The sequence below is a fragment of the Tenacibaculum sp. UWU-22 genome (assembly GCF_041021355.1).
Classification (GTDB): domain Bacteria; phylum Bacteroidota; class Bacteroidia; order Flavobacteriales; family Flavobacteriaceae; genus Polaribacter.
Genome location: NZ_JBFNGP010000001.1, coordinates 349,748 through 364,601 on the forward strand (window position 1 = coordinate 349,748; position 14,854 = coordinate 364,601).

Sequence of the window (14,854 nt, forward strand, 5' to 3'; positions counted from 1 at the left end):
ACCTGTTTTAAAAGGTTTTTTTTAATATAAAACTCTAAATTTAATTGTTCCTTCAACTTTTCGAAGTTTTGAAACAACTTCTTGATTATATTTTTTGTCTAAATCAGTAATTACATAGCCTACTTTTTCATCGGTAGATAAGTATTGCCCTGTAATATTAAGCTCATATTTTGCCAATACTTTATTAATCTTTGCCATAACACCCGGAATATTTTTGTGTATATGTAAAAATCGGTGTGCCTTGGTTTGTCTTGGTAATCTTATATTTGGAAAGTTTACAGCATCAACCGTATTTCCCGAATTAATATATCCCATAATTTTATTAGGAACAAAATCAGCAATATCTTTTTGAGCCTCTTCAGTACTTCCCCCTACATGAGGAGTTAGTATTACATTATTTAATCCTTTTAATTTCGTTTGAAATTCACCATTTTTTCGAGGTTCTTCTGGATATACGTCTATAGCTGCTCCTGCTATCTTTCCTGACTTTAATGCCACCACCAAAGCGTCTATATCTACTACAAAGCCACGAGAAAGATTTATTAAGTAAGCACCATCTTTCATTTGACTTATTTCTTGCTCTCCAAAGAAATTTTTATTGGCTGGATTATCATCAACATGAAGTGTAACCACATCAGAAAGGGCTAACAAATCTGATAAAACATCTACTTTTGTAGCATTTCCGAGCGCTAGTTTATCTTCTATATCATAATAATAAACATCCATACCTAACGATTCTGCTAGTACCGAAAGTTGTTTACCGATATTACCATAACCAACAATACCTAATTTTTTTCCGCGTACTTCTCTCGATCCTTGAGCGGTTTTATTCCATTGCCCATTATGTATTTCCGTGCTACGTTGAAAAACGCTACGCATTAACATAATAATTTCACCAATAGCCAATTCTACTACAGAACGTGTATTGCTATAAGGCGCATTAAAAACCACGATTCCGTTTTCTTTTGCTACCTCTAAATCTATTTGTTTAGTTCCAATACAAAAAGCGGCAACTACCATTAATTTAGGCGCAGATTCAATTACTTTTCGTGTAATCTTGGTTTTAGAACGAATACCTATAACGTGTACGTCTTTAAGTTTTTCTATCAGTTCTTCCTCAGATAAACTTCGAGTTATTATTTCTACTGAAAATCCGTCGTTTGTTAATTTTGTAAAGGCATCAGAATGCACATTTTCTAACAATAAGATTTTAATTCTGTTTTTGGGATATGATATGTTTCTAGGCAACTTATTTATGTATAAAAATTCATCTAAATTTGGGGTAATATAATCGGCATTTGCAATGGTTTTTTCTCTCGATATATTTTCGGTATATGCAAAAAATGTATCAGCAACACCTGCTTCTCTAGTTACATAATCACTATAACCATCACCAATTACCTGAACTTCTCCGTTTAAATTCAAGTCTCTTAAACATTGAATTTTTCCGTTATGAACCGATAAAACATTACACCTGTCAAAACCCGTAATTACCCCTTCTTTATCAAATTCAAAGGTATTAGCAAACACTCTTTCTGACGGTATATTGTATTCGGCTACAATAGGGTCTATAAATTCTTTAAAACCACAAGATATGACATAAATATCTTGTGAAAAATTTTCAAAAAACTCTTTATTTCTTTCAATTGAGGGAGATACTTTTTGCTTTAGCTTTTCTATTAATAAGGGTAAGTCTGTTTTTTTTGCTTTTAATAATTTTATTCGTGTTTCTAACGACTCGGTAAATGAAATTAGACCATCAATACCACGGTTAGTAATTTCGACTATCTCTTGAGTAATTTGTTCTTTCTTAGGGTTTTCTGCCAAGCTAATATCAGCCAAAACATCTAACGCCTCAACACTTGTAAGTGTGCTATCGAAATCGAAAACAAAATTCCGTTTTACTACTTTCATACCCTTTAAATTTTACCCTCGTAGCATTTTTTTAAGAGGACGAATTTACAAATGTTTTATTAAAAAATATAGTTTTAAAACCGTTTGATTCTGATTTTTAAGAAAATCAGAAAATTTAATCTTAAATAATAACAGATTATTCTTTTTTTTGCAAAAAAACAATAAATATATTCCTACTTAAAAAACAACTAGTGAAATATACCAAAAAATAGGAATTGCCTCTACCCAAAACGAACTATAATATTTTGATTGCTTTGTAGTTGCCCGCATCAATAAGGACAAAATACTAAAAAAAACGATTAAAAAAATAGTTTTAAAATGAGTATTTGAAGTAATAATAAATTCGAGAACCAAACAAAAAATTAATAAAACATATCCTAATTTTTTAGTATTTGCTATACCTATTCTTCTCGGAATCGTGTCTAACGAAATAGCATCGTATTGCATATCTCTAATTTCAAAAGGCAAAATTAAAACTAGAATTAATAAAAAGCGTTGTAATGCGGTTAAATAGACTGTTAAATTAAGTGCTTTATGAGCGTCATAAACAGGAACTAATACGGTAACCCCCGCCCATACCAGTGCTACAATTATAATTTTTAAATACCCTACAGACCGTAAATTTTTTTGAAACCCACTTAAAAAAGGAATTGCATAAAGAAACGTTAATAAACAAAAAAAGCCTATAAACACTATCGTTCTTAAACTTAACTTAATTGCATAATAACACATTAACCCAAAACAGATGAAAGAAAAAATCTGTATTATTTTTAAGTTTTTTGTTAAACTACGATGGTGTAGTTTAGCCACACCTGCATATTTAACAAAATTATATCCCGTAATAGTACCAAAAAAAACAAAATAATCTAATGCTTTATTATAAGGTAAACCAAAGTACAATTCGGTAATTCTCATAAACACATAGCTCGAAAATGCCACATGAACACTTGCATTGATATAAAAATTGAACCCTTTTTTAAAAAACATAATAACACAAAAGTAACCTTTCTAAGGTTAACCTTTATTTTTTAGTGAAAAAAATATTTATTTCACCATTTACAACAGCTTAAAATTTGGTTAATTTTAATTACTTTTGGGGGCATTATTTTTTTGACAAAAACTAAACCACATAATTCCCTATAAATGAATACAAATTTGTTTCAAGCAAGACATATAGGTCCTCGTAAAAAAGACCAAGAATTAATGTTAAAAACTATCGGTGTAGACAATTTAGAACAATTAATTTACGAAACAATACCTGATGATATCCGTTTAAAAAATCCTTTAAGCTTAGCACCAGCAATGAGTGAATATGAATATTTAAATCATATTAACAAATTAGGATTAAAAAATAAAGTTTTTAAAAGTTATATTGGTTTAGGTTACAATGAAAGTATTACTCCAAGTGTAATACAACGAAACATTTTTGAAAATCCAGGATGGTATACCGCATATACTCCTTATCAAGCAGAAATTGCACAAGGTAGACTCGAAGCACTATTAAATTACCAAACCATGGTTTGTGATTTAACAGGTATGGAGCTAGCCAATGCTTCTTTATTAGATGAAGCAACAGCTGCAGCAGAAGCTATGGCTTTATTATTTGATGTACGTGACCGAGCTCAAAAAAAAGCAGGTGTGCATAAATTTTTCGTTTCAGAAGAAATTTTACCACAAACTTTATCTGTATTAAAAACTCGATCAACCCCTATCGGTATTGAATTAGTCGTTGGAAATCATCAAAATTTTGATTTTTCTGAAGAATTCTTCGGAGCTATCGTACAATACCCTGGTAAATATGGTCAGGTTTATGACTATACCGATTTTGCAGCAAACTGTAATGCAAAAAATATTAAAGTAGCGGTAGCTGCCGATATTTTATCATTAGCAAAATTAAAAGCCCCTGGAGAATTTGGTGCTGATGTGGTTGTGGGGTCAACACAACGTTTTGGCATACCACTAGGGTATGGAGGCCCTCATGCAGGGTATTTTGCCACCAAAGAAACTTATAAACGAAATATTCCAGGTCGTATTATTGGTGTTACAAAAGATGCTGATGGAGGCAACGCCTTACGAATGGCACTACAAACCCGAGAACAACATATTAAACGAGAAAAAGCAACCTCTAATATTTGTACCGCACAAGTATTATTAGCGGTTATGGCAGGCATGTATGCTGTATATCATGGAAAAAGTGGTATCGAATACATTGCCAACACGGTTCATAAAGCAACCACTACCTTAGAAAAGGCTTTAACCAATTTAGGATTTAAACAATTAAACACCTCATATTTCGACACTATATACTTAGAAGTAGAATCAAAAATTTTACGCCCAATAGCCGAAAAAAATGCTATTAATTTTAATTATATAGACGACAATCATATTTCTATTTCGTTAAATGAAACGGTTGGAATTAACGAAATTAACGCAATAGTCGATTGTTTTGAACAAGCTTTTAATATAAAAGACATAACCGTTAGCGAATTAGCACTTTCTGATGCCATTGCTGACAGTGTAAAAAGAAACACATCATTTTTAGATAATGTAATTTTTAATACATATCAATCAGAGACCGAAATGATGCGTTATATTAAAAAACTTGAACGAAAAGATTTAGCCTTAAATCATTCTATGATTTCGTTAGGTTCTTGTACTATGAAATTAAATGCAGCCTCAGAGATGTTACCTTTAAGTAATCCACAATGGGGCAATATTCATCCTTTTGCACCTATAAACCAAGCAGAAGGTTATCAAATTGTACTAAAAAATTTAGAAAAACAATTAAATGTAATTACTGGTTTTGCGAGCACTTCATTACAACCCAACTCTGGTGCCCAAGGTGAATTTGCTGGATTAATGACTATTAGAGCTTATCACGAAGCTAAAGGCGATTTACATAGAAACATCTGTTTAATTCCTGCTTCAGCACATGGTACAAACCCTGCTTCAGCAGTTATGGCAGGTATGAAAGTAGTAGTTACCAAAACTGATGAACGAGGTAATATAGATGTAGAAGACTTACGCGCAAAAGCGACTTTACATAAAGATAACTTAGCCGCTTTAATGGTTACCTACCCTTCTACTCATGGAGTATTTGAAAGAGCCATTAAAGAAATTACTCAAATTATTCATGATAATGGCGGATTGGTGTATATGGACGGCGCAAACATGAATGCCCAAGTAGGCTTAACTAATCCAGCCTCTATTGGAGCCGATGTTTGTCACTTAAATTTACACAAAACATTTGCTATTCCTCACGGTGGCGGTGGCCCAGGAGTTGGTCCAATCTGTGTAAATGAAAAATTAGCACCCTTTTTACCCTCAAATCCAGTGGTTGCTACTGGAGGTGAAAAAGCTATTTCTGCTATTTCTGCTGCCCCTTGGGGTTCTGCTTTAGTTTGTTTAATATCGTATGGATACATTACCATGTTAGGCGAAAATGGTTTAACCAATTCTACTAAAACAGCCATATTAAATGCAAATTATATTAAAGAACGCTTACAGGGTTATTACCAAACCTTATATACTGGTGAAAAAGGACGTGCTGCACACGAAATGATTTTAGACTGTCGTGAATTTAAACAAAATGGAATAGAAGTAGTCGACATTGCTAAACGTTTAATGGACTATGGATTTCATGCACCTACGGTATCATTCCCTGTAGCAGGAACTCTTATGGTAGAACCTACCGAGTCTGAAAGTATTGAAGAATTAAATCGTTTTTGTGATGCTTTAATTAGTATTAAAGAAGAAATTGAAAACACCACGAAAGACAACATTAACAACCCGCTAAAAAATGCACCCCACACCCAAGAAATGTTAACCGCTGACGAGTGGAACTTACCTTATACTCGTAAACAAGCCGCTTTTCCGTTAGCCTATATTGCTGACAACAAATTTTGGCCTTCGGTTCGCAGGGTTGATGATGCTTTTGGTGATAGAAACTTAATTTGTTCTTGTAATCCTATTGAAGATTATATAACAGAATAATACATTCTACAAACGTCTTAACAAAAACAAACCCCGATAAACAACATCGGGGTTTATTTTTACAGCTAAAAATTTATTTTTTTCACGTTAAACAAATGTATATTAACCTATGCGTTTGTATTAATGCTTAATAAATAATCTCGTAAATCAACTTCTTCAGGTAAATCCATTTTCTTTTTTATTCTATAACGAGTTGCTTGTACAGACCGAGGATTTACATGTAAAATATTTGCAATTTCTTTTGTTTGCATTTGTAATTTAATAAATACACAATGCCGTAATTCAAGATCAGTTAAGGTATTATATTCTCTTTTTAAAAACTCTACAAAACCTTTATGTACAGAGTTAAAATATCCCAACAATCGTATCCATTCTTCATTTTGATCAATATTGTGATCGATGTTTTGAATTCTTTTCTTGACACTCTTTTTTAACAAACCTTCATCAAGTGTTAAGCTTTCTTCTAAATTATTTTTTATATCCTCAAATAAATTTTGATTATGCACCAGTTTTAACGAATTATTCATCAATTCTTTGTCTTTTATCTCATTTACTTTTTTTAATTTTTTTATTTTATGTTTCGACTTTTGCTTTTGCTTTTTCAAAACATAAATTCTATAAATTAAAATACCTAAGCCAACCAATGCAATCAACAAAAGAGTATATAACAAGTTTTTTAAAAAATTTATTTCTAAGTCTTTCTTTTCAACAAGTAACTTTGCGTTTAACTCTTTTAAATTCGATTCTATTTTTAAGTTTTTAATAGATTTTTCTCTTAACACTAAAGGCAGCACACTAGCTTCATTATGACCTATCAGTTCTAAATTAAAAATACAGTCAGAAGATGCCCTAGTAGCTTGATGTACAGAAACAGCAATAACATTGGTTCCTTCAGCAAAAACATCAGGAGTTAAAAAAAAGCTATGAAAAAAAGACTCGTTTTTAGTATTATGTATTAAACTAATAGCCGTAGTTTTTTGATAATCTATTTTACCTTCAGGCATATTATCTCTTTCAATCTCCCTTCCATTAACATAAATAACAATACCATCATCTCTTTGCACTTTTAATTCATACATTAAATAATCAAAAGGACTTTTTAGTACAATCTTTTTTCTAAAAAACTTAACCAAATCTTTATGATCTGGATCTAAACCATAGTTTAATTCCGTTTTAATTAATTTATCTCCATAACCCAAAGGAGATATCCCTTCTTTCCATTCTTTATCAGAAAAAACTAAACTTGTCCAATTTGAAGCAGGAATTCCAGTGTCATAATACTTCCAAACATCTCCTTGTTTTATAATTTTTTCTTGTCCAGAAATATTAGCTGTAAAAAAAATAGTTATAAATAGGTAGGTGTAAAAAAAGTACTTCATTCTATGATTTTAAAAAATTAAAAATAAAAAAATAAATCAATTTAAGTGTTATAGTAGGTTAATATAGCTTAAAAATTCATTTGTAGTAGGTTAATAGGATGTTGTTTTTTTATTGCTGCGTTAAAAAAAACAATCTTGCAACCGAAAGAATTAGCTCAAAATCAAATCATTTAAAATTTTACATCTACAATGAAAACACAAAAATTATTTACAACTCTCGTTTGTTTTATTTTGGTGCATATTACACTTGCCCAAACTAAAACAATAAAAGGTGTGGTATCAGACAGTGCTGGTCCTTTACCTGGCGTAGCCATTATTATTAAAAACACTACAACAGGTACTGAAACAGATTTTGATGGTCAGTACAGCATAGAAGCTAAAAGTGGAGACATTCTTGTTTTTAGTTTTGTTGGAATGAGCACTCAAGAAATTACCGTTTCTGAAAAATCAACAATTAACGTTACATTAAAAGAAGACTCTGCTGTTTTAGATGAAGTAGTTGTAACAGCTCAAGGTATTAAAAAAGAGAAAAAAGCCTTAGGATATGCTATTTCTACATTAAAAAGTAAAGAAATAGAAAACAAACCTGAAGCAGATGTTTCTAGAGCTTTACAAGGTAAAGTTGCAGGGGTTCAAATTAATGCAGCTAGTGGAAGCTCAGGAGAACCTACCAATATAACCATCAGGGGTAGTTTATCTATTAATGGAGAAAACAGCCCGTTAATTGTGGTAAACAATGTTCCTTTTTCTGGCAACTTATTAGATATCGACCCAAACAACATTGAAAGCATTAATGTTTTAAAAGGGTTAAATGCTTCTGTACTTTATGGTAGTGAAGGAAGAAATGGGGTTATTTTAATTCAAACAAAAAATGGATCGAGTAAACTTGAGGAACAAAAACTTAGCATAAGCGCTTCTCAAACAACTTATGTAAATACAGTTTCTGGCTTACCCGATTATCAAAACAAATACGGGCAAGGTTCAGATTTTAACTTTGTAGGAGGTAACCTTGGTACTTGGGGTCCAAGATTTGACTCACTCGACTTTGTTTTACACCCTTATTCTGGAAAAACAGAATTTCCTGAATATAACGGATTAATGATACCTTATAAAGCTGCAAAAAATAATGTGAGAAATTTTTTTAGAGATGGTGTTGGTTCTACAACTTCTTTAAACATAACAACTTCACAAAAGTCTACAAGACTAAATTTCTCTGTAGGATATACTGATGAAGAAGGAATTATTGGTAACAATGATTTTAAACGATTAAATATCGGTGTAGGTGGGGCTAGTCAAATATCAGAAAAATTAAAAATAAGCACTACATTAAACTATTCTACTAGAAAAAGAAACTCTTATGACGAAAAAGAGTTGTTTGATTTGCTATTTTATATCCCTAGAAATATTGATGTATTTAACTTACCTTACCAAGATTCGCAAGGTCGCAATGTATACTACCGTAGTAGTTTAAACCCAAATTGGTTAATCAACAATACTAATAAAAACGATAATGTTACCAGAGTATACGGCACTTTTAATGGTACTTACACCTTTAACGATAATATAAATGCAACCTATCGTATTGGTTATGTTAATGAAAACAACGCTGAGTTCGACTATTCTAATAAAGGGGGCATAGATGATTTTGAATTTGGTTTCTTAAATATTGGCAATACCAAAAAGGTAGTAGTTGACCAAACAGCTATGATTAATGCCAACTATAAGCTTTCAGAAAAAATTGGTTTAGACGCTCAAGCAGGGGTTAATGGAAAATTAACAAACATTAGCGAAAGTAATTCGCTTAATAGTAACCAAATTGTATATGGATTTTTAAGACCTAGTAACTTCTCTTTTCAACAAAATAAATATAAAGAAATAGAAGAAAATCTAGCAGGTGCATTTGCCCAATTAGGTTTTTCTTACGATAATTTTTTATACTTAAACCTTTCAGGAAGAAACGATTGGGGCTCAACAGTAGAACCAGAAAACAGACAATTATTTTACCCTGGTGTTTCTGTATCTTTTATCCCTACATCAGCATTTAATTTCGACACAAAAGCTATTCGATATTTAAAATTAAGAGGAGCATATGCAACTTCTTCAGGCTACCCTGATGCTTATAGTACAAGAACCATACTTACAACTAACCCTATACGTTTTGTAAGCCCTGATTATGGAAGCATTATAACAAACAGTAGCGACCGATTTTTAGCTAACCCTAATTTAAAACCTGAATTACATAAAGAGGTAGAAATTGGTATTGAAAGCAAATTATTTAACAACAGAGTTTCTTTAGATGCCTCTGTTTATAAAAGAATTTCTAACAATCAAATACTACTAACTGATTTATCAAGAGATGTTGGTTTTAAAGAAACTCTTATAAATGCAGGTAGAATTGACACTAGAGGTGTTGAAGTAGATTTAGGTATTGACATTATTAAAAAAGAAGGTTTTAACTGGAATTTTAGAAATTTATTTAACGCCTATGAATCTGAGGTTATAAGCTTACCTACAGGAGATGTAAGTCTTGGCGGTAGAAAAAGGGCTATTGAAGGGCAACCTTTTGGCGTTATACTAGGCGATTATGTTATGAGAGACGAGCAAGGAAACTACTTAATTAACCCTAATAACGGTCATATAATAACAAGTGATGAAGTAGGCTTAAATGACAAAGTTATAGGCGACCCTAACCCAGATTGGCAATTAACAAACATCAACACATTTACCTACAAAGATTTTACACTTTCTGCCCAAATTGAATATACACATGGTGGCGAATCATATTCTGATTTAGCCGATGATTTAATACGAAGAGGGGTTACTAAAGACACTGAAAATAGAGAAGGAACTTTTGTAATACCTGGGGTATATGGCGACCCTTCAACAGGAGAGCCTTATCTTGATGCTAACGGAAACACCATTCAAAACACGATACAATTAAATGGTGGCGATATTGCTTTTAATCACTTTTACAATGCAGACGATTTGGCAACTTTTGACACTTCTTTATTTAGAATAAGAGAAATAGCTTTTGGTTACAATTTAACCAAAAAACGTTTCAAAAAATTACCTTTTGAAACCTTAGCACTCACCCTTAGTGGTAGAAATATTTTCTATAAAGCACCAGGATTTCCTAAATACACCAATATCGATCCTGAATTAGACACTAGTGATGACGAAACAAGAACCCCAACAACCTCTAGATATTCTTTATCATTAGCATTTACATTTTAACAAAAAAAATAAAGTCATATCATTATGAAAAAAATAATAATATTCTGTCTAGCATTAACCTCACTGTTTACTTCTTGTGAAGTTTTTGATTTCGACCTTCAAGACAATCCGAACAAATTAACCCCTAGTTCGGCAGACCCTGATTTCGTTTTAAATGAAGTACAGGTGTTACTTAGTGAAGCCACCTTTGAATTTATTGATGAAACTAATAAAATCATGCGATATATTTCAATGAATGGTAATTATAACCAAATAGCAGACCCAGCAGCATTAAACTCTGCGTGGAGCGATGTTTATGAACTAAATGAAAATGTAAAAATACTCGAACAATATGTGGCTGAAAATCCAAAGTTTAAGTTTCACAGGGGGGCAGCAAAAATATTAAAAGCGTATGCTATGGCAACCCTTGTTGATTACTTAGGTGATGTACCCTATTCAGAAGCTAACGACCCCAACAATTTTCACCCTAAGGCTGACGATGACGAAGAAATTTACAACAACCTTTTAGCAGAACTCGATTTAGCTATTACTGATTTAAATAATACAGTTACTGTTCCTTCAACCGATTTATATTTTGGTGGAGATAATAAACTTTGGATTAAGTTGGCAAACACCATAAAATTAAAAATGTATTTAAATATGGGAGATGTTGATGCTATTAATACTCTTATTTCAGAAGACAACTTAATTTCTGATGCAAGTGAAGACTTTGTTTTTAAATATTCTACCAGTGCTAATACTGGTCTTGATAGTAGACATCCCCTTTTTAACTCTGTTTCATACACTAATAATGATTTTTCATCGTATATCGGGAATTATTTTATATGGTTATTAAAAGATTCTAAAACTACAACAGACCCTAGACTTCGATATTACCTATATCGACAAATTGGTGTTAACCCTCAAGACGACAGTACGGGTGATTATTTAAGATGTGAAGGAAAACCTAATTACGATTATTGTTATGTAGGTGATTTTTATTGGGGAAGAGACCACGGAGACGATGATAGCCGACCTGCTGACGGGTATAAAAAAACCACGTATGGCGTTTACCCAATTGGAGGTGCTTTTGATGAAGACAACTTTGAGCCTGCCAATAAAACAACCAACCTTGGTGGAGCAGGAATTTTACCAATAATAACCTCATCGTTTGTCGATTTTTTAAAGGCAGAAGCAGTATTATCTTTAGGGGCTAACGGAGATGCTGCTACTTTATTAGAAAAAGGAATACGCGCTTCGATAGACAAAGTCGTAAATTTTAACCCCGCTACAACCAGCTCTAGCTTTGCGGCTACTAGTGATAACATAGATGATTATGTAACCGCTGTTTTAGACGAATATAATTCAGCAGATGACGATGGAAAATTAGATATTGTTTTACGAGAATACTATATAGCGAGTTTTGGTAATTCTATCGAATCATATAACGGATATAGAAGAACAGGATATCCATCAAATATACAAGCGCCTATTAAAGATGAAAACATTCCTTTTCCAAGAACCTTTGCTATTCCAAGAGATGTAGTTACGAATAATTCATCAATTGATCAAAGACCTAAAACCACACAAGTCTTCTGGGATAAAAACCCTGCAGGATTTATAAAATAAAAAACAACATCATGAAAAAAGTAATATTATTTCTGTTTTTAATTATTGGGCTTTCTTGTAAGCAAGAATCTAATAATATATTTGACGATTTAACAAATCGGGGAGGCTTTGCCTTATTTGAAACCGATTTAGACCCACTACACGATATCACAGGAGAAGACGAAACCGTTGTTAACATCAATATTGTTGACCCTGATAATAACGCCGTAAAATATGAAGTTGCTATCGAAAAAGACGACAATACTTTAACAGACGTTGTGGGTACTGTAACTTCTTTTCCTGGTAATTTAATTATAAAAAGACAAGACGTAATTAATGCGCTAGGGTTAAGTTCAGCAGAAGAACTACCTAAAAACGTAACCTTTGTAGGAACTGTAACTACAGACAAAGGTATCATCGTATCTGGTTTACCCCCTAATTTTGATACCGATTCAAATACAAACCTAGGTGGAGATACCTATTACGATGGTATTGCTAATATTAAAAGGCAAGCCATGAAGTTTAACATGGTTATGTTTCAACTTATAAAACCTAATGAAGAAAAATCATTTTTTATACAATATGAAGAAGATGATGTTGAAGAAGTTGCTGTTGACATGGGCGACCCTGTAGGCACAATGGATTTAACCAGTAGCGATTTAGAATTAGGAGAAAAAAGTAGCGGTCAAGGGCTTATGAATATCGGGTTACGATTTAACTTTATTGGTTTACCTAAAGGAGCTAATATTACCTCTGCTAAAATTCAATTTCAAACAGACGACATAGGCTCTAACCCAGTAGAATTAATTATTTATGGTGAAAATACAGGTAATTCTGAACCTTTCGAAAAAGTTTTAAATAACCTTTCTAAAAGAAGTCTTACTAGCGCCAATGTTGCTTGGTCTGTACCTGAATGGGTTAATAAAGGTGATAGAGGTGAAGCTCAAAAAACAGTTGATTTATCTAGCATAATACAAGAAATTGTTAACCGCGACGATTGGGTACCTGGTAATAGCATTAGTATTATAATTAAACCTACAGGAGACACTCTTAATGTAACAAGTTCTAGAGGTGGAAGAGAAGCTGAGGCTGGAGTAGGAAGTGATAGTGCTGAACTTATTTTAGAGTATACAAATTAACCTTAAACACAAAGCTAGTTACATCCTAAATACTGTAACTATCATAGAGAAACTTAAAAATAATAACAAACACAAGTTTCTCTTAAAATAAACTATAGATAATAGCTCTTATTCATATAAAAAATAAGCTATTAATTATCCTATTATTGAAAAAGAAAGTTATTTGAATTATGTGGGCTGATTAATGAATTAAAGTTTTTTTATATAAATCTATCTCAGAGTTAATTCTGAGATAGATTACTCAAAATAGCCCTCATTAAGCAGCCTTATTCAAATTCACTCCCTCACCTCCTTATTTTATTACTAATTATTATCCGTATAAAAACAACTTAAATTCTTTACAATGAAATATTATAGTATAAAAATAATTTCACTCTTATTTTTAACTATCATAATATATGGTTGTAAGAAAACAGAAATAAAAAAATACAATTCAGAAAATGAAATGTATTTTACAACCAAGTTAAACGAAATAGATGGACCTTATATTTATGATAAAAAAGATAACTGGGGAGTTGTTACCGTAGAAAAAGATAAAAACGCTTCTTTTTATATTCATAACATACTCGTAAAAAAAGAAAACACCAATACCTTTACCTGTAAGGTAAATAATTCTGACAACGATACTTTTACTTTTCAAATTCAAAAAGAATATAAAATTTCTAAAGCTATTTATCCAGCAGCAGAAAAAATATTTGTCACTTCAGACATTGAAGGTAATTTTAATGCCTTTTACAGTATGCTAATAGGCAATAATATAATAGATAAAAATTACAATTGGATTTTTGGCAATGGACACTTAGTTATTGCAGGCGATATGGTTGATAGAGGCAATAACGCATGGCCTTGCTTATGGTTATTATATAAACTAGAACAAGAAGCTGAAAAAGTTGGCGGAAAAGTACACTATATTTTAGGCAACCACGATATAATGAATATGCATTATAACACAAAGTATGTTAAAAAACGCTATATTGAATTGGCTAAAATAATTTCAGGAAAAGAAAATGAAAAAGAAGCCTACGCTTACCTTTTATCAAACACGAACGAAATTGCTAAATGGATTGCCACCAAAAACACGATTGAAAAAATAGGCGATGTACTATATACCCATGGCGGCATTAGCATTGATATGGTTAATGCAAATTTAACTATTGATCAAATTAATGAAATTGTTAGAAAAAACATTCGAAACAACCTTACTCAAAATCCTGGTGACAATAAAATTGACAATTTAGTCTATAGCCGAACGGGACCTTTTTGGTATCGAGGTTTAGTTAAAGATTATAAGCAATATTATAAAAAAGTTACAGAATCTGATTTAGACAAAATATTAAAATTTTATACTATAAAACACATTGTTATTGGGCATACTATTGTTGATGAAAAAGTTACAAGCGATTTTAATGGAAAAGTTATTCGAGTAGATATAAAACACCCAAGTAATAAGTTTACTGGTAAATCACAAGGGTTGTTAATAGAGAACAATCAATTTTTTACGGTAAATGATGATGGCAAGAAAAAAGACCTCGCCTTTTAAAACACATCTTAAATAAATTAAAAAAAATATAGCTAAGTTTTAAAGCCTAGCTATATTTATTAATAGTG

General features: G+C 31.7%; 8 protein-coding genes. 5 read left to right on the plus strand and 3 right to left on the minus strand.

Annotation, left to right across the window (positions count from 1 at the left end):
* Nucleotides 1-21: 21 nt before the first annotated feature.
* Together serA and AB2B44_RS01580 are read right to left on the minus strand one after the other, a co-directional pair.
* Nucleotides 22-1,914, minus strand: a complete 1,893-nt coding sequence (serA, locus tag AB2B44_RS01575) for a phosphoglycerate dehydrogenase (RefSeq protein ID WP_369047797.1) — start codon at nt 1,912-1,914, stop codon at nt 22-24.
* A 177-nt stretch (nt 1,915-2,091) separates the two neighbouring features.
* The gene (locus AB2B44_RS01580) at nt 2,092-2,901 is read right to left on the minus strand and encodes a hypothetical protein (protein ID WP_369047798.1); all 810 of its coding nucleotides are present in this window, start codon (nt 2,899-2,901) and stop codon (nt 2,092-2,094) included.
* Between the two features lie 156 nt (nt 2,902-3,057).
* On the opposite strand from AB2B44_RS01580, the gene gcvP reads away from it, so the two are divergent.
* Nucleotides 3,058-5,907, plus strand: coding sequence for an aminomethyl-transferring glycine dehydrogenase (gene gcvP, locus AB2B44_RS01585; protein WP_369047799.1), 2,850 nt, complete (start codon nt 3,058-3,060; stop codon nt 5,905-5,907).
* Between the two features lie 107 nt (nt 5,908-6,014).
* Here the strand turns inward: gcvP and AB2B44_RS01590 are convergent, their stop codons facing one another.
* A complete protein-coding gene (locus tag AB2B44_RS01590) occupies nt 6,015-7,286 on the minus strand; it encodes a helix-turn-helix transcriptional regulator (protein ID WP_369047800.1) in 1,272 nt (423 codons plus the stop codon).
* Nucleotides 7,287-7,475: 189 nt separating this feature from the next.
* Between AB2B44_RS01590 and AB2B44_RS01595 the strand changes: the two genes are divergently transcribed.
* The 4 genes from AB2B44_RS01595 (at nt 7,476) to AB2B44_RS01610 (ending at nt 14,786) form a co-directional block, all read left to right on the plus strand.
* Nucleotides 7,476-10,520, plus strand: a complete 3,045-nt coding sequence (locus tag AB2B44_RS01595; RefSeq protein WP_369047801.1) for a SusC/RagA family TonB-linked outer membrane protein — start codon at nt 7,476-7,478, stop codon at nt 10,518-10,520.
* 24 nt (nt 10,521-10,544) lie between these two features.
* A complete protein-coding gene (locus AB2B44_RS01600; RefSeq protein WP_369047802.1) occupies nt 10,545-12,128 on the plus strand; it encodes a SusD/RagB family nutrient-binding outer membrane lipoprotein in 1,584 nt (527 codons plus the stop codon).
* 11 nt (nt 12,129-12,139) lie between these two features.
* The gene (locus AB2B44_RS01605; RefSeq protein WP_369047803.1) at nt 12,140-13,246 is read left to right on the plus strand and encodes a hypothetical protein; all 1,107 of its coding nucleotides are present in this window, start codon (nt 12,140-12,142) and stop codon (nt 13,244-13,246) included.
* Nucleotides 13,247-13,589: 343 nt separating this feature from the next.
* The gene (locus AB2B44_RS01610; RefSeq protein ID WP_369047804.1) at nt 13,590-14,786 is read left to right on the plus strand and encodes a metallophosphoesterase; all 1,197 of its coding nucleotides are present in this window, start codon (nt 13,590-13,592) and stop codon (nt 14,784-14,786) included.
* The last annotated feature ends 68 nt before the right edge of the window (nt 14,787-14,854 follow it).